General features: G+C 67.7%; 19 protein-coding genes and 1 pseudogene. 9 read left to right on the plus strand and 11 right to left on the minus strand.

Annotated elements, in window-relative coordinates; translation table 11 throughout:
• Together U858_RS0110960 and U858_RS0110965 are read left to right on the plus strand one after the other, a co-directional pair.
• A pseudogene (locus U858_RS0110960) lies at positions 1-262 on the plus strand (amino acid ABC transporter ATP-binding protein); the annotation flags it as partial.
• 166 nt (positions 263-428) lie between these two features.
• On the plus strand, positions 429-1,445 hold the full coding sequence (locus tag U858_RS0110965) for a tripartite tricarboxylate transporter substrate binding protein (RefSeq protein ID WP_025137202.1): 1,017 nt from the start codon (positions 429-431) through the stop codon (positions 1,443-1,445).
• Positions 1,446-1,571: 126 nt separating this feature from the next.
• Here the strand turns inward: U858_RS0110965 and U858_RS0110970 are convergent, their stop codons facing one another.
• Positions 1,572-1,931: a hypothetical protein gene (locus tag U858_RS0110970; protein WP_025137203.1), complete on the minus strand. Its 360-nt coding sequence runs from the start codon at positions 1,929-1,931 to the stop codon at positions 1,572-1,574.
• A gap of 94 nt (positions 1,932-2,025) precedes the next feature.
• On the opposite strand from U858_RS0110970, the gene U858_RS0110975 reads away from it, so the two are divergent.
• A complete protein-coding gene (locus tag U858_RS0110975; RefSeq protein ID WP_025137204.1) occupies positions 2,026-2,388 on the plus strand; it encodes a glyoxalase superfamily protein in 363 nt (120 codons plus the stop codon).
• 3 nt (positions 2,389-2,391) lie between these two features.
• On the opposite strand, the gene U858_RS0110980 is transcribed toward U858_RS0110975, so the two are convergent.
• The 8 genes from U858_RS0110980 to gtdA all read right to left on the minus strand — a co-directional run bounded on the left by U858_RS0110980 (position 2,392) and on the right by gtdA (position 10,080).
• Positions 2,392-3,567 carry an ABC transporter substrate-binding protein gene (locus U858_RS0110980; RefSeq protein ID WP_025137205.1) on the minus strand — a complete coding sequence of 392 codons (1,176 nt, stop codon included), beginning with the start codon at positions 3,565-3,567 and terminating at the stop codon, positions 2,392-2,394.
• 28 nt (positions 3,568-3,595) lie between these two features.
• Positions 3,596-4,819, minus strand: coding sequence for a 3-hydroxybenzoate 6-monooxygenase (locus U858_RS0110985; protein WP_025137206.1), 1,224 nt, complete (start codon positions 4,817-4,819; stop codon positions 3,596-3,598).
• A 19-nt stretch (positions 4,820-4,838) separates the two neighbouring features.
• Positions 4,839-6,191, minus strand: a complete 1,353-nt coding sequence (locus tag U858_RS0110990) for an FAD-dependent oxidoreductase (protein WP_025137207.1) — start codon at positions 6,189-6,191, stop codon at positions 4,839-4,841.
• A gap of 20 nt (positions 6,192-6,211) precedes the next feature.
• A complete protein-coding gene (locus tag U858_RS0110995; RefSeq protein WP_025137208.1) occupies positions 6,212-7,216 on the minus strand; it encodes a tripartite tricarboxylate transporter substrate binding protein in 1,005 nt (334 codons plus the stop codon).
• Complete coding sequence (locus U858_RS0111000) at positions 7,209-7,607, minus strand: chorismate mutase (protein ID WP_025137209.1); 399 nt, start codon at positions 7,605-7,607, stop codon at positions 7,209-7,211. Before U858_RS0111000 ends, U858_RS0110995 begins: the two co-directional genes overlap by 8 nt.
• The gene (gene maiA / locus U858_RS0111005; RefSeq protein ID WP_025137210.1) at positions 7,604-8,242 is read right to left on the minus strand and encodes a maleylacetoacetate isomerase; all 639 of its coding nucleotides are present in this window, start codon (positions 8,240-8,242) and stop codon (positions 7,604-7,606) included. Before maiA ends, U858_RS0111000 begins: the two co-directional genes overlap by 4 nt.
• Before the next feature lie 12 nt (positions 8,243-8,254).
• Positions 8,255-8,953 carry a fumarylacetoacetate hydrolase family protein gene (locus U858_RS0111010; protein ID WP_025137211.1) on the minus strand — a complete coding sequence of 233 codons (699 nt, stop codon included), beginning with the start codon at positions 8,951-8,953 and terminating at the stop codon, positions 8,255-8,257.
• A gap of 74 nt (positions 8,954-9,027) precedes the next feature.
• Positions 9,028-10,080: a gentisate 1,2-dioxygenase gene (gene gtdA / locus U858_RS0111015; RefSeq protein ID WP_025137212.1), complete on the minus strand. Its 1,053-nt coding sequence runs from the start codon at positions 10,078-10,080 to the stop codon at positions 9,028-9,030.
• A 212-nt stretch (positions 10,081-10,292) separates the two neighbouring features.
• Between gtdA and U858_RS0111020 the strand changes: the two genes are divergently transcribed.
• Positions 10,293-11,228: a LysR family transcriptional regulator gene (locus tag U858_RS0111020; RefSeq protein ID WP_025137213.1), complete on the plus strand. Its 936-nt coding sequence runs from the start codon at positions 10,293-10,295 to the stop codon at positions 11,226-11,228.
• On the plus strand, positions 11,225-11,818 hold the full coding sequence (locus U858_RS0111025) for a hypothetical protein (RefSeq protein WP_025137214.1): 594 nt from the start codon (positions 11,225-11,227) through the stop codon (positions 11,816-11,818). The genes U858_RS0111020 and U858_RS0111025 overlap by 4 nt, the downstream gene beginning before the upstream one ends.
• A gap of 86 nt (positions 11,819-11,904) precedes the next feature.
• Here U858_RS0111025 and glpK read toward each other — a convergent pair whose 3' ends face one another.
• Positions 11,905-13,428 (minus strand): glycerol kinase GlpK, encoded by a 1,524-nt coding sequence (gene glpK / locus U858_RS0111030; protein ID WP_025137215.1) that lies wholly within the window; start codon positions 13,426-13,428, stop codon positions 11,905-11,907.
• Positions 13,415-14,869: a DHA2 family efflux MFS transporter permease subunit gene (locus U858_RS0111035; protein ID WP_025137216.1), complete on the minus strand. Its 1,455-nt coding sequence runs from the start codon at positions 14,867-14,869 to the stop codon at positions 13,415-13,417. The genes glpK and U858_RS0111035 overlap by 14 nt, the downstream gene beginning before the upstream one ends.
• 98 nt (positions 14,870-14,967) lie before the next feature.
• Between U858_RS0111035 and U858_RS0111040 the strand changes: the two genes are divergently transcribed.
• The 4 genes from U858_RS0111040 (at position 14,968) to U858_RS36360 (ending at position 17,678) form a co-directional block, all read left to right on the plus strand.
• Positions 14,968-15,156, plus strand: a complete 189-nt coding sequence (locus U858_RS0111040; protein WP_025137217.1) for a DUF3460 family protein — start codon at positions 14,968-14,970, stop codon at positions 15,154-15,156.
• 16 nt (positions 15,157-15,172) lie between these two features.
• Positions 15,173-16,063 (plus strand): ScpA family protein, encoded by an 891-nt coding sequence (locus U858_RS0111045; RefSeq protein WP_025137218.1) that lies wholly within the window; start codon positions 15,173-15,175, stop codon positions 16,061-16,063.
• Between the two features lie 97 nt (positions 16,064-16,160).
• Entirely contained in the window at positions 16,161-17,015 is an 855-nt protein-coding gene (panC, locus tag U858_RS0111050) for a pantoate--beta-alanine ligase (RefSeq protein WP_025137219.1), read from the plus strand.
• 108 nt (positions 17,016-17,123) lie between these two features.
• Positions 17,124-17,678 (plus strand): response regulator transcription factor, encoded by a 555-nt coding sequence (locus U858_RS36360; protein WP_025137220.1) that lies wholly within the window; start codon positions 17,124-17,126, stop codon positions 17,676-17,678.
• Positions 17,679-17,683 lie beyond the last annotated feature (5 nt).

A 17,683-nucleotide genomic window follows, 5' to 3' on the forward strand; every position in this document is an offset into this window, starting at 1 on the left:
GATCATGCTGTTCGATGAGCCGACCTCGGCGCTGGACCCGGAAATGGTCAAGGAAGTGCTGGACGTGATGGTCAACCTGGCCCAGGAAAGCGGCATGACGATGCTGTGCGTGACCCACGAAATGGGCTTTGCGCGCAAGGTCGCCAACCGCGTCATCTTCATGGACCGCGGCGAGATCATCGAGCAGAACAGCCCGGACGAGTTCTTCGACAATCCGCAGAACGAACGCACCAAGCTGTTCCTGAGCCAGATCCTGCATTGATCTGCATCGCGGGCGCTGCACCGTCGATCCCAGGCCGCCTTCCTCTGAAGGCGGCTTTTCTTTTGGTCGAATTCGAGCCGCTTTCGGCGGTAGCCCTTTGTTACGCTGTTCTGCTCGCTGCGGTATGCTACCGACCGCCAATGATGCATCGAGAGGAGAACACGAGATGAAACAGACCCCCCGTAGCGCCCTGCGCCGCGCCTTGCTGGGCGGCGCCGCGGCCCTGGCCGCCACGCTGGCCTTTTCCGCGCCCGTGCTGGCCCAGGCCACCGATTTCCCCACCAAGCCGCTGCGCTTCGTGGTGCCTTACCCGCCCGGCGGTCCGCTGGACACCATGGCCCGCATGCTGGCCGAAAAGGTGCGCGGCTCGCTTGGCCAGCCCGTGATCGTGGAAAACCGCTCGGGCGCCGGCGGCAACATCGGCGCCGACCTGGTGGCCAAGGCCCCGGCCGACGGCTACACCCTGGTGATGGGCGCCGTGGCCACCCACGCCATCAATCCCTGGCTGTTCGCCAACCTGCCTTATGACCCGGTGAAGGACTTCGCGCCCATCACCATCGTCACGTCGGTGCCGAACGTGCTGGTCATGAACGTCGAATTCGCCACCAAGAACAAGATCCAGACGCTGGCCGACCTGATCGACTATGCCAAGAAGAACCCGGGCAAGCTGAACTACGGTTCAGGCGGCAACGGCAGCGCGGGCCACCTGTCCGGCGAACTGCTCAAGGCGCGCGCCGGCATCAACGTCGAGCACATCCCCTACCAGGGCGCCGCACCCGCGCAGCTGGCGCTGCTGTCGGGCCAGTCGGACTTCATGTTCGACAACCTGGCGGCCTCGGCACCGCTGATCAAGGACGGCAAGGTCAAGGCGCTGGCCGTGACCACCGCCAAGCGCTCGTCGCTGCTGGCCGATGTGCCCACCGTGGAAGAGTCCGGCATCAAGGGCTTTGACCTGGGCACCTGGTTCGGCGTGTTCGCCACGGGGGGCACGCCCGCGCCGGTGGTGGCCAAGCTGCACAAGGCCTTCGCCGACGCGATGGAGCTGCCGGATGTGAAGCAGCGTTCGCTGCTGATGGGGTCGGAAGTCGGCCCGATGACGCCCGAAGCCTTCGCCGAATTCGTCAAGAACGAAAAGGCCAAGTACCAGGAGATCGTGAAGATCTCCGGCGCCAGCCTGAATTGAACGCAGGCGCCTGATGCGTGCTTGCCGGCGATAGGCCGTCAGGCACACGGGCCTGATGCAAGCCGCGCCCGAGGGCGCGGCTTTTTCTTTGGCCGGCCAGATTGCATACGTGGTCGGCCGATGGCGTTACGCCACGGGCGCGGCCAGCAGGTTGTCGACCAGCCGCAGCAGCAGTTTGCGGTCGGTTTCCAGGTCGGTGCAGCCGTACTGGTCGGCCTCGCGATTGACCCAGGCATTGCTCGCGCGCCATTGCTCGCCTTGCGGCTGCAAGGTCACGGCGTAGATCCAGATGCCGGTCCAGCTGCGGTGAAAGCGCAGCACGCCGTCGTCCAGGTAGATGAACCACTTGTCTTCCATTTCCTGCGGCACCCGGCCTTGGCGCAGGCGGGCGTACTGTTCGGCCGTATAGACGACATCAAAGGGCAGGGCAGTGCGCTTTTTCGGCGCGGGCAGGTGTTTCCAGGAAGCGGCTTGGGCGTCGGGCATGGGGATCGATTTGATATATGCTGGCTGATGCGCGTGCGGTTGTCGCGGCGCACCGACACCCGGTGCGCGACCCTACGCATACTAAGGCCTGACCATGCATTTGTCCCCTGCCATTCCCATCCTGCGCATCTTTTCCGAAGAAAAGGCGCGCGAGTTCTATCTGGATTTTCTGGGCTTTGAATGGGACTGGGAGCACCGCTTCGAACCCGGCCTGCCGCTGTACGCGCAGGTGCACCGCGGCGACCTGGTGCTGCACCTCAGCGAGCATCACGGCGACGCCACGCCCGGCTCTGCGATCTTCGTGCGTACGCAGGGCGTGGATGACTACCAGGCCGAATTGGCCGCCAAGCAATACGGCTATGCGCGCCCCGGCATCGAAGACGCGCCCTGGGGCCGGCTGCTGCAGGTTACCGACCCCTTCGGCAACCGGCTGACGTTCTGCGAGTCGCAGGATTAGGGCCTACATCTTGCAGTCGGCCGCGTGCACGTCGGTGTGGTCGCGCGCAATCACCTTGAGGTTCTTGTAGACCAGCTTGCCGTCGGGGCCGGCCTCGATGTGCAGCAGATACCAGTCCTGTACGGGATGCTGGTTGGGGCCGAACTTGAACTTGCCGCGCACGCTGGGGAAGTCGGCGCGGCGCAGGGCGTCGCGGAAGGCGTCGGGCTTGCCGGCGATGTCGCCGCCCGCGGCCTTCAGGGCCGTGCCGATCAGGTTGGCGGTGTCGTAGGCCTGCGCGGCATAGGCGGTGGGCGCGCGGTTGTAGGCCTGGGTGAAGGACTGGACGAAATGCTTGTTCTGCGGGTTGTCCAGGTCTGCGCTCCACAGCGAACTCAGGTAGAAGCCCTTGCCCGCGGTGCCGGTGGCGGCCAGCATGCGCTCGTCCATCGAATAGATCGGCGTGATCATCTTGATCTTGCCGTCCAGCCCGGAATTGGCGAACTGCTTGGTCAGGTTGATGCCCGCGCCGCCCGGATGGAACTGGAAGATGGCGTCGGGCGCCAGCGATCGTACGCGCGCCAGTTCGACCGAAAAATCGGCCTGGTCCAGCTTGGTGTAGATCTCTTCGGCGATCTCGCCCTTGTAGGTGCGCTTGAAGCCTGCCACGGCGTCGCGCCCGGCCTGGTAGTTGGGCGCCATGACGACGACGCGCTTGGCGCCCAATTCGTTGGCGGCCATGCCGGCGGTGTCGGCGTACGAATCGTTCTGGAACGACACCGAGAAGTAGTTGGGGTTGCAGGCCTTGCCGGCGTAGTTGGACGGCCCGGCGTTCAGGCTGACATAGAAGCCGCCGGCGTTGAGCACGGTGGGCGCCACCGCGGCCAGCACGTTGGAGAAATTGACGCCTGTGAACAGGCGCACGCCGCCCTGCACCATTTTGTCGGCGATCTGCTTGGCATTGGCCGGCTTGAGCGCGTCGTCTTCGACCCGCACGTTGACCGGCACGCCGCCCAGCTTGCCGCCGCCTTCCTTGACGGCCAGCATGAAGGCGTCGCGCTCGTCCTCGCCGATGTAGCCGGCGGGCGTGGACAGCGTGCCGATGAAGCCGATGTCCACGGGCTTTTGCTGGGCCTGGGCAGCCAGGGCTGCCATTGCCAGCAGCGCCGCGGCGGCGCCGCGGATGGTGGGGTGTGTCATGGTGGTCTCCTCCTTGCCTGCCGTTTTTCTACGGCTCGATGGGTCCCGCGAGACAGTTCTCCACTTTCCAGCCATAGAGCCACTGCAACGCGTCATAGAACTGGGACTGGCTGCGGCCGGTCCACAGCATGTTGCGCACGGTGCGTTCGACGCCCCGCGCGTGATACAGGCGGCCCATTTCGCGGGTCGACCAGACCACGCGCGCGCTGCGCGGAATGCGCACCGATTCGTACAGGCGGAAAGCGGCTTCCAGATCGTGATCGCAGCGCTTGACGGCTTCGCCCAGCGTCACCGCGTCTTCCAGCGCCATGCAGGCGCCTTGGGCCATGTATTGCGTCATCGGGTGGGCGGCGTCGCCCAGGATCGTGACGCGGCCCTGGCCCCAGCGTTCGACCGGTTCGCGGTCGGCGGTGGCCCAGCGTTTCCATGACGTGGGGCGGTCCAGCATCTGGTGCGGCCGCGGGTGGATGCCCTGGAAGTACGACAGCACTTCTTCCTTGCTGCCTTCGCGCACGCCCCATTGTTCTTCTTCGCGGCTGTGGAAGGTCACGACCAGGTTGTATTGCTGGCCGCCGCGCAAGGGGTAGTGCACCAGGTGGCAGTGCGGCCCGGCCCACAGCACCGGCGCGTTGATGCGCAGTTCCTCAGGCATGTTGTCGCGTTCCACCACGGCGCGGTAGACCACGTGGCCCGTCACGCGCGCCGGATCGCCGATCAGGCGTTCGCGGATGACGGACTTCACGCCATCGGCGCCTACCACGGCATCGGCCTGGTAGCGATTGCCGTCGGTGTCGACCACTTCGACCCGCCGGCCGTCCTGGAACACGCTGGCTATCTGGGTCGAGGTGCGAAAGCGGATCAGCGGGTTCTGCTGCACGGCTTCCAGGATGGACAGGTGGATGTCCGCGCGGTGGATCACGGCATAGGGGCCGTTGAAGCGCTCGCGAAACGCCGCGCCGGTGTCGATGCGCACCACTTCGCGGGCATCGACCGCGTCCATCATGATGATGTGGTCGGTGAATACCGCCCGCTGACGCGCGGTGGCGCCCACGCCCAGCGCGTCCAGCGCGGCAAAGGCGTTGGGCCCCAGCTGGATGCCGGCGCCGATTTCGCCGATGTGCGCGGCCTGTTCCAGCAACTGCACCGCGATGCCCTGGCGGGTCAGCGCCAGCGCGGCGGCCAGGCCGCCGATGCCGCCGCCCACGACGATCACGGATTGCGGGGAAGTAGAGACTGCCGGTGTTGCGTTCATTGCCTGGTTCCTTGCAGGTTCATTCCTGGCGGCCCAGGAAGGCGCCCTGGCTTTCCAGCTGCGCCTGCAGCGCCGCCACGGGCACGTCGGCCGGCGCGATGCCGGCGCGCAGCGCCATCGCCGATGCCGTGCCGGCCGCTTCGCCCATGACGAAGCAGCTGCCGCTGACACGCGCCGCCGACTGGCCTTCGTGCGTCATCGAGGCGCAGCGCCCGGCCACCAGCACGTTGCCGGCCACGCCCGCGCCGCGGCGCGGCACCATCATGCGAAACGGCAGCTGGTTGTAGCCGCGCGATTCGGGAATGGGCGGCCACATCCATTGCACGTCGCCGGCCGTGTGCATTTCCAGCGGCCAGCCGTTCACGCCGATGCTGTCTTCGAAATCGGCGCAGCCCAGGACGTCTTCCTTGGTCAGCACGGCTTCGCCGACGATGCGGCGGGTTTCGCGGATGCCCAGTTGCGGGGCGATGTCCAGCACATAGGCCTGTTCGAAGCCCGGCACCTTGGCGCGCAGGAAGGCCAGGTACTGCGTGATCTGGCGGCGGCCTTCCAGTTCGCCGGCCGACAGCGACGCGGCGTCGGTGCCGTCGGCCGCGCTACCGTCGGCGTTGGCCAGCTGCGTGACGTTGACGCGCCATTCGTAGTCATGCTTTTGCGGCCGCACGATGGCGCCGCGCCGCGGAAAGGTGAACTCGCCGCTGGCGGCGGCCTGGTCCATCAGCAGCGGAATCGTCTTCCAGGCTTCCTGGGCGCGGACGCCGTCGACATTGCCGACCTTGAACATCAGCGTGGGGTAGAGCATGTGCCCCTGGGCATCGCCTTTCTCGAAGGGCAGGCCGCCCCACTGGGCGATGTCGGCATCGCCCGAGCAGTCGATGAAGACCTTGCCGCGCACCGCGCAGCGGCCCGACTTGGTTTCCAGGAACAGCGCGTCGACATTGCCCGCCGCGTCGCGCGTCAGGCCGGTGGCCAGGGCGTGGAACAGGATCTGCGCGCCGCTGTCCTGCACCATGCCATCGGCCGCGCACTTGAAGGCCGAGATGTCGTAGGCCTGGGCGTGGATCTTGCCCAGGATCAGGTGCGGGTCGTTCAGGCCGTCCAGCGCGCGCATGCGGTCCAGCAGCTCGTCGGTCATGCCGTGCACCACCTGGCGGATGTCGCCGTGGATGTTGGCATGCAGGCCGCAGAAGTTGGACACCCCCGCGGCCGTGCCCATGCCGCCCAGAAAGCCGTAGCGTTCCACCAGCAGCACGCGGGCGCCGTTGCGGGCGGCGCTGGCGGCCGCGAGAATGCCGGCGGGGCCGCCGCCCAGCACCACGACGTCGTATTCGCCATACAGCGGAATCTGGCGGGCGGGTTCGGTAATGCTCATGCTTGTCTCCTTGCGCAACGCTATTGGCCCTTGATGCCGAGCTTCTTGATCAGGGGCTCCCAGCGCTTGAGTTCGTCGTCCATGTAGGCGCGGAATTCAGCCGGGCTGCTGCCCACGGGGTCCATGAATTGCGCTTGCAGGCGCTTGACGACTTCCGGGTCGCGGATCGCCTGGATCAGCGCGTCGGACAGCTTTTTCTGGATGTCGGCCGGCACCTTGGACGAGATCACGAAACCGATCCAGGCCGAGCCTTCGATGCCCGGCACGCCGGCTTCGGCCAGCGTAGGAATCTCGGGCAAGAGGCCCGAGCGCTTGGACGAGGTCACGGCCAGCGCCTTCAGGCGGCCATCCTTGACCATCGGCATCACGGCGATGGGCGGCAGCGCGGCGAACTGCGTGTCGCCCGACAGCAGCGAGGTCAGCGCGGCGGGCGATGACGGATAGGGCACGTGCGTGGCGCGCGCGCCGATCTGCTGCAGCAGCAGTTCCACGGCCAGGTGCGACACCGTGCCGGCGCCCGGCGAGGGGAAGTTGTACTTGTCCGGGTTCTTCTTCAGTGCCTCCAGCAATTGGCCGACGTTGGCAATACCGGCGTTGGCCGGCACCACCAGCACGTTGGGCTGGTGCACCGCCAGCGTCAGGGGCGCCAGGTCGGTGGCCGGCGCATAGGGCAGCTTGTCGAACAGCAGCGTGTTGTTCACCAAAGGGCCGGTGATGGACACGCCGAAGGTGTAGCCGTCGGGCTTGGCGTTGGCGATGGCGAAGGTGCCGATGTTGCCGCTGGCGCCGGGCTTGTTTTCCACCACCACGGTCTGGCCCAGGATGGCGCCGGCCTTCTCGCCGACGATGCGCGCCACCTGGTCGGGGCTGGAGCCCGGGCCGAACGGCACGATGGCCTTGAGCGGCTGCGTCGGCCAGGCATCGGCGGCCTGCGCCGCGCCCAGCGGTGCCAGCGCGATCAGGCCCAGGGCCAGGGCGCGTGCCGCGGCACCGCGCGCTCGGGTCAGGGGGGTGAAATCACGCATGCTTGTCTCCCACGATTCTCATGGTGTTGAAATAGGTTTGTTCATTGGCGATGAAGGCCGCGACCATCGCGCGGTAGGCTGCGTCCACCACCTGGTCCAGGTTCTCGAAGCCGCGGTCATGGCGTTCGGCCAGGCGCCGCACTTTGTCGAACACCTCGGCCTGGCGGGCCGGGGCGCTGACCTGGAAGGCGTCGCGCTTGAAACGCGCGGCGTCCTTCACGTACATGGCGCGTTCGGCCATCAGCCGCACGATCTCGTCATCGAGCCGATCGATGTTGGCGCGCACCTCGGACAGGGTCGCGCACAGGGGCCGATAGGCGGGGTCGGTGTATTCGCGCAGCGGCGCGCCCTGGGGGTCGGGCTCCTGGCCCGGGGTGGCTTGGCGGCTCATTTGACGTAGTCCGGCTGGTTGGCGGGCGCGGCCTGCTGGAAGGCGGGCTGGGCGGTGCAATGCGCATAGACGCGCAGCGCGTTCGGGTAGGCCGACAGGTCGCAACCCATGCGCTGGGCGTTGGCCACTTGCGGCACCAGGCAGCAGTCGGCCAGCGTCGGCGCATCGCCAAAGCAATAGGCGCCGTGGCCGTGGCGGGCCAGCAGGGTCTCGACCGCCGTCAGGCCTTCGCGGATCCAGTGGTGGTACCAGGCGTTCTTCTGCGCCTCGGTGGCGCCCAGTTCTTCCTGCAGGTAGCGCAGGATGCGCATGTTGTTGACCGGATGGATATCGCAGGCAATGGCGTCGGACAGCTCCAGCACGCGGGCGCGCTCGCGCGCATCCTGCGGAATCAGGCGCGGGGTGGGGTGCGTGGCGTCCAGGTAGTCGATGATGGCCAGCGACTGCGACAGCGAGAAATCGCCGTCGGTCAAGAGCGGCACGCCGGCCGACGGGTTGATGGCGACGTAGCCGGCGGCGCGCTGTTCCTGCTTGCGCAGGTTGATGGGCAGCACCTCGAACGCCACGCCCTTCAGGGCCAGCGCGATGCGCACGCGGTACGAGGTGGAGCTGTTGAAGAAGCTGTGCAGTTGCATGGGGCCCCCGGCTCAGTCGATGCGCACGCTGAGCGTGCCCAGGCCGTCCACGCCGCCGACCATCGTGTCGCCGCGCACCACCGGGCCCACGCCTTCGGGGGTGCCGGTGTAGATCAGGTCGCCGGCTTCCAGGCGGAAGTACCTGGACAGGTAGGCGATGGTTTCGGCGACCGACCAGATCAGCTTGCCGATGTCGCTGCGTTGCTTGTCCTTGCCGTTGACCTGCAGCCAGATGGCCGCCTGGTGGATGCCGGCGACGTCGGCCGCGGGGTGCAGCGGACCGATCGGGGCGCTTTGGTCGAAGGCCTTGCCCAGTTCCCACGGGCGGCCGGCTTCGCGCATTTTCATCTGCAGGTCGCGGCGGGTCATGTCCAGGCCGACGGCATAGCCCCACACGTGTTGCAGGGCCGCTTCGACGGCAATGTTCGCGCCGCCTCGGCCGATGGCCGCGACCAGTTCGATCTCGTAGTGCAGGTTGGCAGTTTCGGGCGGGTAGGGCAGCGACAGCGTGGTGTCCGGGGCCACCGGCACCACGGCGTCGGCCGGCTTGCAGAAGAAGAAGGGCGGTTCGCGGTCGGGGTCGAAGCCCATCTCGCGGGCATGGGCGGCGTAGTTGCGGCCCACGCAGTAGACGCGGCGCACGGGGAAGCGGTCGGCGCTGCCGGCGACGGGCACGGCAACGGGAGCGGCGGGATCAAAGACAAAAGACATGGGTCACCTTGTAGGAATGCGGGGCCGGCGCCCGTGCGGGCACCGGTCGGCATGAAGCGGGGAACGCGGGGCGTTCAGGCGATGCGCGCTTCGCGCCACAGGCCCAGGGCGTCCTGCACCGGGCGGTCGGAATAGCTGAACAGCGTGGCGTCGTCCAGCGCCGCCAGCTGCACCGGCAGCCACGACGGCGCCACGAACACGTCGCGCGGGCCGAAGTGGAATTCGGCGTCGCCGATGCGCGCCGTGCCGCGGCCTTCGACCACGCTGTAGACGGTGGAGTCGGTGCTGCGAAACGGCTTGCCCTGAAAGCCCGCGGGCAGCAGCTGCATGAAGGTGGCCATGGTGGGCATGGGGTAGCCGCCGGTGGCCGGGTTCAGGTAGCGCAGCTTCACGCCATCCCAGGGGTCGAGTTCGCCGTGGCGGTACAGCGAATCCAGGGCTTCGCGGCTGCGCTCGTAGGGGTAGTTGAAGATCGGCGAGGTGCCGCCGGCCGCGCGATGCCGCACGGGCGCCATGTTGTGGCCAAAGCGCGCCATGCTGTCGCCTTCGGGGCGCGTGACGGGCTGCGTGGCCGACGGGTAGTTCTCGGCAAAGCCCGCGTCCAGGAAGCGCAGCAGCGGAATGTCCAGGCCGTCCAGCCACACCACGGGTTCGCCGCCGTCGACCGTTTCGGCGTTGCCGTGGTCGTGCCAGGTCCAGGACGGCGTGATGATGAAATCGCCCGGGTGCATGGTGGTGCGTTCGCCGTTGACGGCGGTGTAGGCGCCGCGGCCTTCGACGATGAAGCGCAGGGCCGACTGGGTGTGGCGATGGCTGGGCGCGATTTCGCCGGGCAGGATCAGCTGCAGGCCGGCGTACAGGCTTTGCGTGATGCTGGCCTGGCCGGGCAGGCCGGGGTTCTCCAGGATCAGCACGCGGCGCACGGCCTCTTCGGCGGTGATGAGCGAGCCCGAGGCCAGCACGTCATCGCGCACGTCGTCGTATTTCCAGAGGGCGGGCACGCAGCGCGGCGCAGGGTGGCGCGGCACCAGGTTGTGCAGCGATTCCCACAGGGGCGCCATGTGTTTCTGCGCGATGCGCGCGTAATAGGCGGCGCGGTCCGCGCCGGTGGAATGGCTGTCGGGCATGCTTGTCTCCTGTGGAGCCGGCATCGAGGCCAGCTCTCTTCTAGGCATGGCCCGCCGCTGCGAGAGGCGCGGCAGGTCCTGATGTGGAGACGATTATGCGGAACGAGCTATGTGTTTAATAATGAAATTATCTTATTATCCATACCAATAACCATATACGTACGGCGCCGCCCGGCCCACGTACGACACCTCACAAGAGACAAGAGGGCGCCATGGACTGGACCCACCGCCTGCGCCTGCGCAACCTGAAAATGTTGCTCAGCCTGGCCCAGACTCGCAACATCAGCCACTCGGCCGCCATGCTCAACACGACCCAGCCGGGCCTGTCGAAATGGCTGAAGGACCTGGAAGACGATATCGGCCTGCCGCTGTTCGAGCGCCATGCGCGCGGCCTGCGGCCCACGCCGCATGGCGACGTGCTGATCGCGCATGCGCAGCGGGTCGAGGCGCAGCTGGACCGCGCCAGCGCCGACATGGCCGCGCTGCGCGAAGGCGGCGGCGGCCGGGTGGTGATCGGCGCGTCGGGCGCTTCCGCGTCCGACACCGTGCCGCTGGCGGTGATGAAACTGTTGGAACGCATGCCGCAGGCGCGCGTGAAGCTGGTGGAAGGCACCACCGACCGCCTGCTGGCGCAACTGGCCCAGGGCGACCTGGACATCGTGGTGGGCCGTTCGGCGCCCGAGCACCACGACCCCGCCATCCGCTTCGAAGCCCTGTACCTTGAACCGATCCACCTGGTGGCGCGGCCGCGCCATCCGCTGTTCGCGCTGGAACAGCCGGGCTGGCCGGACCTGCTGTCGTACCGCTGGATCCTCTGGCCCAAGGGCACGCCGATTCGCAACGCAGTCGACGCCGCGCTGGCCGCGGCCGGGCAGGCGCCGCCCGCAGATCACGTGGAATCCAACTCGGTCACCATCAACCTCACCTTGATCAACAACAGCGACATGATCGGCGTGGCCTCGCACCGCGCCGCGCTGCGCTTTGCGCAGATGAAGGCGATGCGCATTATCCCGGTGCGGCTGTCGGGCTTTGGCTCGGTGGCGATGTACTGGCGCGAAGACGCCTTCCGCCCGGCCGCCGTGCAGGAAGCCATGGCGGCGCTGCGCAAGACGGTGGCCGAACACGCCCCGGGCGTGACGAGGCTGTGATGGCATCCAGCCCGGGCCTGAATGCGCTGATCGCGCAGTGCCGCAAGCTGGAAGCGGCGCTGCGGGACGAGGCCGGGCGCGAAAATGGCGCGGCGCCAGAGCGGGAGCGCCGCGCTGCCGCCACGTCCACCGCCATGCATCGCTTCATTGCCGACGTGGACGCGCGCCAGACGCCGCCCGGGCTTTGGTCGCCGCTGGTGCTGGCGGTGTTGACGATGGTCGGGGGCATCGGCGTGGGCATCGGCCTGTTGAGCCTGCTGCTGCGCCCCGCGGGGCCGGCGTTGGCGGCCTTTGCGCTGGTGCTGGCCTGCGCGGTCACCGCGCTGGCGCTGGCCATCGGCGTGGTGGCCTTCATGGGCGGCCACGCGTTCGGCCTGGTGCTGCTCAAGCGCACCGCGCTGACCCTGGCGGCCAGCGGCGCCCTGGGGCTGATCGCCTGGTCGCAGGGAGACATGCGGGCCGTGGGCCCGGTGGTCGCCTTGTTGGGCGGCGCGGGCGCCTGGCTGCTGATGAACAGCAATGCGTTCTATGTGTTCGCCGGCTACCAGATGGCGCGGCGCGTGATGCAGGCGCAGGCGCGGCGGCGTTGAGCCGCCGTCCGGCTGGACTTGCCCGGCCGATCCAGCCAGATCGTGCAAGGGGCATACGGCAGCGGCGTGGCCCGCTGCCGGTTGGCCTAGTTGGCGGTGTTGGACCAGCCCTTGGACAGTTCCACCGCCTGGCGCCAGCGTTTCATGCGGGCGTCGCGCACCGATTGCGGCCAGGACGGTTCGAACGTGCGTTCGGCCTGCCACTTGGAGGCGAATTCATCCTGGCTCGACCAGAAGCCGACCGCCAGCCCGGCCAGGCCGGCCGCGCCCAGCGCGGTGGATTCCGGCACCCGCGGGCGCACCACGGGCACGCCCAGCAGGTCGGCCTGCATCTGCATCAGCAGGTCGTTGCGGGCGGCGCCGCCGTCCACCCGCAGTTCGGTCAGCGCGATGCCGCTGTCGCCGTTCATGCAGGTGAGCAGTTCGGCGCTTTGCAGCGCGATGGATTCGAGCGTGGCGCGGGCGATGTGGGCGCGGGTGGTGCCGCGCGTCAGGCCCACCAGCGTGCCGCGGGCGTAAGGGTCCCAGTGCGGCGCGCCCAGGCCGGCAAAGGCCGGCACCATGAAGACGTCGTCGGTGTCGGCCACGCTGGCGGCCAGCGATTCGATTTCCTCGGACCGCTGGATGATGCCCAGCCCGTCGCGCAGCCACTGCACCGCGGCGCCGGCCACGAACACGCCGCCTTCCAGCATGTAGGTGGGACGCCAGGCGTTCTGGCCTTGGGCCGGCAGGCCCCAGCCGACGGTGGACAAAAGGTGGTTATGCGACTGCACCGGCTGGTCGCCGACGTTCATCAGCATGAAGCAGCCGGTGCCGTAGGTGTTCTTGGCCATGCCCGGCTTGAAGCAGGCCTGGCCGAAGGTGGCGGCCTGCTGGTCGCCCGCCACGCCGGCGATGGGAATGGATCCGCCCAGCCATTCGGGCAGGGCCTCGCCCACCACCGCGCTGCTGGGCGCGATGGCCGGCAGCACGCTGCGCGGAATGTTGAGCAGCGCCAGGATCTCGTCGTTCCAGTCTTGCGTATGCAGGTCGAACAGCATCGTGCGCGACGCGTTGCTGGGGTCGGTGCTGTGCACCGCGCCGCCCGTCAGTTGCCACACCAGCCAGGTGTCGACCGTGCCGAAGGCCAGTTCGCCGCGCTCGGCCTTCTGGCGCGCGCCGGGCACGTGGTCCAGCAGCCAGGCCAGCTTGGTGCCCGAGAAATAGGCGTCCAGCACCAGGCCCGTGCGCGCCTGCAGGAAGTCGGCGTGGCCGTCCGCGCGCAGCTGGTCGCACAGCGGCGCCGTGCGGCGATCCTGCCAGACGATGGCGCGGGCCAGCGGGCGGCCGGTGGCGCGTTCCCAGATCAGGGTGGTTTCACGCTGGTTGGTGATGCCGATGGCCGCCACGTCGGCGGCGCTGGCGGCGGCGTTGCGCAAGGCTTCGCGGGCCACGTCCAGCTGGCTGTGCCAGATTTCGCCGGGGTCGTGCTCGACCCAGCCCGGCCGCGGGTAGTGCTGGCGGAATTCGCGTTGGCCGATGCCGCGCACCACGCCGTCGCGATCGAACACGATGGCGCGGGAGCTGGTGGTGCCCTGGTCCAGGGCTAGGACAAATTCATTCGTCGTCACTTTGTTTGGCGCCGTTCAGGTGTGCCCCGGCCAGCGGATCGAGGCGTCTAAAGGAAAAGACCGAGGCCGCGCACAGCAGGCCGATGACGATGAAGCCGGCGATGACGTCGCCGACCGCCAGTGTTTCGGCGCCGCGCAGCGTCATGCTGATGTTCAGCGTGACGGCGGCCACACCCACGCCAAGGCTGATGCCCAGTTGCTGCGCCATGGCGGCGAAGCTGCTGGCGCGGCTCATCTTGGCAGGGGGGATGTCGGCATAGGTTAGCGTATTTACCCCGGTGAACTGCAGCGAACGGAAGAAGCCGCCGACCAGCAGGATGGCGATCAGCAGCCACACCGGCGTGGCGGGCGTGAACGTGGCGCACACCATGATGAAGATGCCGGTCAGCACCGCGTTCACGGTCAGCACGCGGCGAAAGCCGAAGTGGCGCACGATGGGCGTGGCCACGAACTTCATCAGCAGGGCGCCGGCCGCGCTGGCAAAGGTGATCAGGCCGGCCGAGAACGGCGACAGGCCGAAGCCCACCTGCAGCAGCATGGCCAGCAGGAAGGGCGTGGCGCCCACGGCGAAGCGGCACAGATTGCCGCCCAGGGTCGAGATGGCGAAGGTGGGAATGCGCATCAGCGACAGGTCGATGATGGCGTAGTCGATGCGCCGCGCGTGCCAGCCATAGGCCAGGCCGCAGGCCGCGCCCAGCGCGATCAGGCCCAGTAGGGCGGGCAGGGGCATCACGTCGCGGCCGATGGCCTCGAAGCCGCTGACCAGCGCGGCCAGGCACACGGCGCTGAGCAGAAAGCCCAGCCAGTCCAGGCGCGGCGCGGTCTCTTCCTTGATTTCGGCCACGAAGCGCAGCACCAGGGCGATGCCCAGGATGCCGATGGGGATGTTGATCAGGAAGATCCAGTGCCACGACATGTACGTGACCATGAAACCGCCCAGCGGCGGCCCGATCACCGGCCCCAGCAGCGCCGGGATCGACAGGAACGACATGGCCTTGAGCAGGTCCTGCTTGGGCACGGTGCGCAGGAGGATGATGCGCCCCACCGGCACCATCATGGCCCCGGCCATGCCCTGGATGACCCGGGCGATGACCAGCTGGGGCAGGTCTTGCGACAGGGCGCAGGCCACCGAACTGAGCGTGAACAGGCCGATCGCGGCCACGAACACCCGGCGCGCGCCGTAGCGGTCGGCCGCCCAGCCGCTGACCGGCACGAACACGGCCACCGACAGCAGGTAGGAGGTAATGGCCACGTTCAGGCGCACCGGGGTCGATCCCAGGGCCCGGGCCATGGCCGGCAGGGCGGTGGCCACCACGGTGGCGTCCAGCATCTGCATGAACAGCGCGCAGCCCACGATGAAGGGGATCATTCGCGCCGCGCGTACCGCGTCCGGGGTTGAGGGGGGAGCGGGATTGGCTGCGGCTGCGGATTCTGCGGACATGGCGGGAGGGGGCGTTGGGAGCCAAAAGATTGTAACGCCGGGGCCCGGTCCCGCGTGAAGTAAACTCCGGGTATCCGAAACCCAATGAAATTGGTGCCATGGCGACCAACTACGAATCCGAGATCACCCTTTTCCTGAAAGACTTCAAGCAGTCGCATCCTGGCACCGAAGAACGCCAGCGCGAAGGCCGCGCCCGTCTTTGGGACAAGCCGCAAGACGCGGAGCTGCTGGAAGGCTTCCGCGCGGCCCGCGTGCCGCAAAAGCCGTACGTGTATCAGGCCGACTGATCTCGTTGCGGCAAACATGGCCCACCCCCCCTCCGTCCCGGGCGATGCCCTGGCCGCGCTAGTGGAACCGCCCGTCGACAGCACCCCCGACACGATAGACAGCGTCGCTTTCGCGCGTCTGTACGGCGAGCCGCTGTTCCAGATGCCGACGGACCTGTACATTCCGCCGGACGCGCTGGAGATCTTCCTCGAGGCGTTCGAGGGGCCGCTGGACCTCTTGCTCTACCTGATCCGCAAACAGAACTTCAATGTGCTGGACATCCCCATGGCGGATGTCACGCGGCAGTATCTGTCCTATGTCGACCAGATCCGCATCCACAACCTTGAGCTGGCGGCGGAATACCTGCTCATGGCGGCGATGCTGATCGAGATCAAATCGCGCATGCTGCTGCCGGTGAAAAAGACCGACACCGGCGAAGAACCCGAAGATCCGCGCGCCGAACTGGTGCGCCGCCTGCTCGAATACGAGCAGATGAAGCTGGCCGCCCAGAAGCTGGACGCCATGCCCCAGCTGGGCCGCGACTTCGTCAGCAGCCACGCCGTGGCCGACCTGAGCGTCGAGCGCATGCTGCCCGAAGTCAGTGTCGATGACCTGCGCGAAGCCTGGGCCGACATCATGAAGCGGGCCAAGCTCAACCAGCACCACCACATCACGCGCGAGCAGCTGTCGGTGCGCGACCACATGACGCACATCCTGCGGCGCCTGAACGACGTGCGTTTCATGGAATTCGGCGACCTGTTCATGGAACGCGTGCGCGAAGGCGCGCCCGCCGCCGTCGTCGTGGTGCATTTCATCGCCATGCTGGAACTGGCCCGTGAATCCCTGCTGGAAATCACGCAGGCCGAACCCTATGCTCCCATCTACGTGCGCCTGGCCTACACCAGCGTCGCGGCGGTCGCGGCCTAGGGCCTGTGCGAGGCTCCTTTTAGTGTGAACAGGCCCTAAGGCCTTCGTCAACAGGCCCTGAACCTGACCGGGCTGCCCCCCTCCCCGGAGAATCCCCTTGAAAGTCGTACACACCATCCAGGAATTGCGCGATCAACTGCGCGGCCAGAACCGCGTGTCGTTCGTGCCCACCATGGGCAACCTGCACGAAGGCCATCTGGCGCTGATGAAACTGGCGCGCCAGCATGGCGACCCGGTGGTGGCCAGCATCTTCGTGAACCGCCTGCAGTTCGGGCCCAACGAGGATTTCGACCAATACCCGCGCACCCTGGCCGCCGACATCGAAAAGCTGGAACGCGAGCGCGACGTCTATGTGCTGTTCGCGCCCAATGAGCGCGAGATGTATCCCGAGCCGCAGAATTACCGCGTGCAGCCGCCCGACGACCTGGGCGACATCCTGGAAGGCGAGTTCCGCCCGGGCTTTTTCGCTGGCGTCAGCACCGTGGTGCTCAAGCTGTTTTCCTGCGTGCAGCCGCGCGTGGCCGTGTTCGGCAAGAAGGACTACCAGCAGCTGATGGTGGTGCGCAACATGTGCCGCCAGTTCCAGCTGCCCGTCGAGGTGCTGGCGCACGAAACGGTGCGCGCCGACGACGGCCTGGCCCTGTCGTCGCGCAACCGCTACCTGACCGAGGGCGAGCGCGCCGAAGCCCCGGCGCTGTACGCGCAATTGCAGACGATCGGCCAGCGCCTGGCCGCGGGCGGACGCGATGCGGCCGCCCTGGAACGCGATGCCACCCAGGCCCTGACTGCCCGTGGCTGGCAGGTGGACTACATTGCCCTGCGCCGCCAGCGCGACCTCAAGCGCCCGGAAGCCGCCGACCTGCAGGCCGGCGAGCCGGTGGTGGTGCTGGCTGCCGCCAAGCTCGGCGCGACCCGCCTGATCGACAATCTGGAACTGTCCTACACCGCGTAGGGCGATGACTGGGGGGCGTGGGCACCCCTGTCAGAATTGCCAGCTTACGGCGCTGTCGGGTGCCGGGCAGACTCACTGCAATCCTTCATTGCAGAGCCGAGTCTTTCCATGCAGACACCCCGTCCCGACCTCGATGCCGTCCTGTCCGCCCTGACCCCGCGCGAGCGGCAAATCGTCGCCTACGTCGCGGCGGGCCGCCCCAACAAGGTCATCGCCATCGACCTGGGCATTTCCCTGCGCACCGTGGAATCCCACCGCGCCCGTATTTTCACCAAACTGCGGGCGCGCAATGCCATGCAACTGGCCTGCCGGCTGTGCGCCCATGGCCGCTCGGGCGCATCGCCGGTGCTGGGCATCACACGCGAAGACCCTCTGGCGCCTTCCCTGGCGCCGTCCTTGCCGCCAAGGCCCGGGTCACTGCCCTGGCCCCTTCACCAGGCATCCCCTGAGTTCCCCCGTGGTCGGGCCACGGCTCAATCGGCGGCGTACCAACTGCATGAACCGCAAGACGCGACAGCGGGGTACGCCACCCGGCCGGCGCCGTCGGCGGTTGACACGCAGGCGGGTGGCACAAAAGGTGGCGGCATAGACGTCGGTGGCATGGACGCCGATGATGCAGCGAGCGGTGATGCAGAGCCCGGTCATTTCCATGAACCCAATTAAATTGG

It is taken from the genome of Achromobacter sp. DH1f, assembly GCF_000633435.1.
Classification (GTDB): domain Bacteria; phylum Pseudomonadota; class Gammaproteobacteria; order Burkholderiales; family Burkholderiaceae_B; genus Achromobacter; species Achromobacter deleyi.

What these genes read in the sequence shown, in the direction of transcription:
- U858_RS0110965 (WP_025137202.1), top strand. Translation starts at nt 429, where the DNA reads ATGAAACAGACCCCCCGTAGCGCCCTGCGCCGCGCCTTGCTGGGCGGC.
- U858_RS0110970 (WP_025137203.1), bottom strand. Translation starts at nt 1,931, where the DNA reads ATGCCCGACGCCCAAGCCGCTTCCTGGAAACACCTGCCCGCGCCGAAA.
- U858_RS0110975 (WP_025137204.1), top strand. Translation starts at nt 2,026, where the DNA reads ATGCATTTGTCCCCTGCCATTCCCATCCTGCGCATCTTTTCCGAAGAA.
- U858_RS0110980 (WP_025137205.1), bottom strand. Translation starts at nt 3,567, where the DNA reads ATGACACACCCCACCATCCGCGGCGCCGCCGCGGCGCTGCTGGCAATG.
- U858_RS0110985 (WP_025137206.1), bottom strand. Translation starts at nt 4,819, where the DNA reads ATGAACGCAACACCGGCAGTCTCTACTTCCCCGCAATCCGTGATCGTC.
- U858_RS0110990 (WP_025137207.1), bottom strand. Translation starts at nt 6,191, where the DNA reads ATGAGCATTACCGAACCCGCCCGCCAGATTCCGCTGTATGGCGAATAC.
- U858_RS0110995 (WP_025137208.1), bottom strand. Translation starts at nt 7,216, where the DNA reads ATGCGTGATTTCACCCCCCTGACCCGAGCGCGCGGTGCCGCGGCACGC.
- U858_RS0111000 (WP_025137209.1), bottom strand. Translation starts at nt 7,607, where the DNA reads ATGAGCCGCCAAGCCACCCCGGGCCAGGAGCCCGACCCCCAGGGCGCG.
- maiA (WP_025137210.1), bottom strand. Translation starts at nt 8,242, where the DNA reads ATGCAACTGCACAGCTTCTTCAACAGCTCCACCTCGTACCGCGTGCGC.
- U858_RS0111010 (WP_025137211.1), bottom strand. Translation starts at nt 8,953, where the DNA reads ATGTCTTTTGTCTTTGATCCCGCCGCTCCCGTTGCCGTGCCCGTCGCC.
- gtdA (WP_025137212.1), bottom strand. Translation starts at nt 10,080, where the DNA reads ATGCCCGACAGCCATTCCACCGGCGCGGACCGCGCCGCCTATTACGCG.
- U858_RS0111020 (WP_025137213.1), top strand. Translation starts at nt 10,293, where the DNA reads ATGGACTGGACCCACCGCCTGCGCCTGCGCAACCTGAAAATGTTGCTC.
- U858_RS0111035 (WP_025137216.1), bottom strand. Translation starts at nt 14,869, where the DNA reads ATGTCCGCAGAATCCGCAGCCGCAGCCAATCCCGCTCCCCCCTCAACC.
- U858_RS0111040 (WP_025137217.1), top strand. Translation starts at nt 14,968, where the DNA reads ATGGCGACCAACTACGAATCCGAGATCACCCTTTTCCTGAAAGACTTC.
- U858_RS0111045 (WP_025137218.1), top strand. Translation starts at nt 15,173, where the DNA reads ATGGCCCACCCCCCCTCCGTCCCGGGCGATGCCCTGGCCGCGCTAGTG.
- U858_RS36360 (WP_025137220.1), top strand. Translation starts at nt 17,124, where the DNA reads ATGCAGACACCCCGTCCCGACCTCGATGCCGTCCTGTCCGCCCTGACC.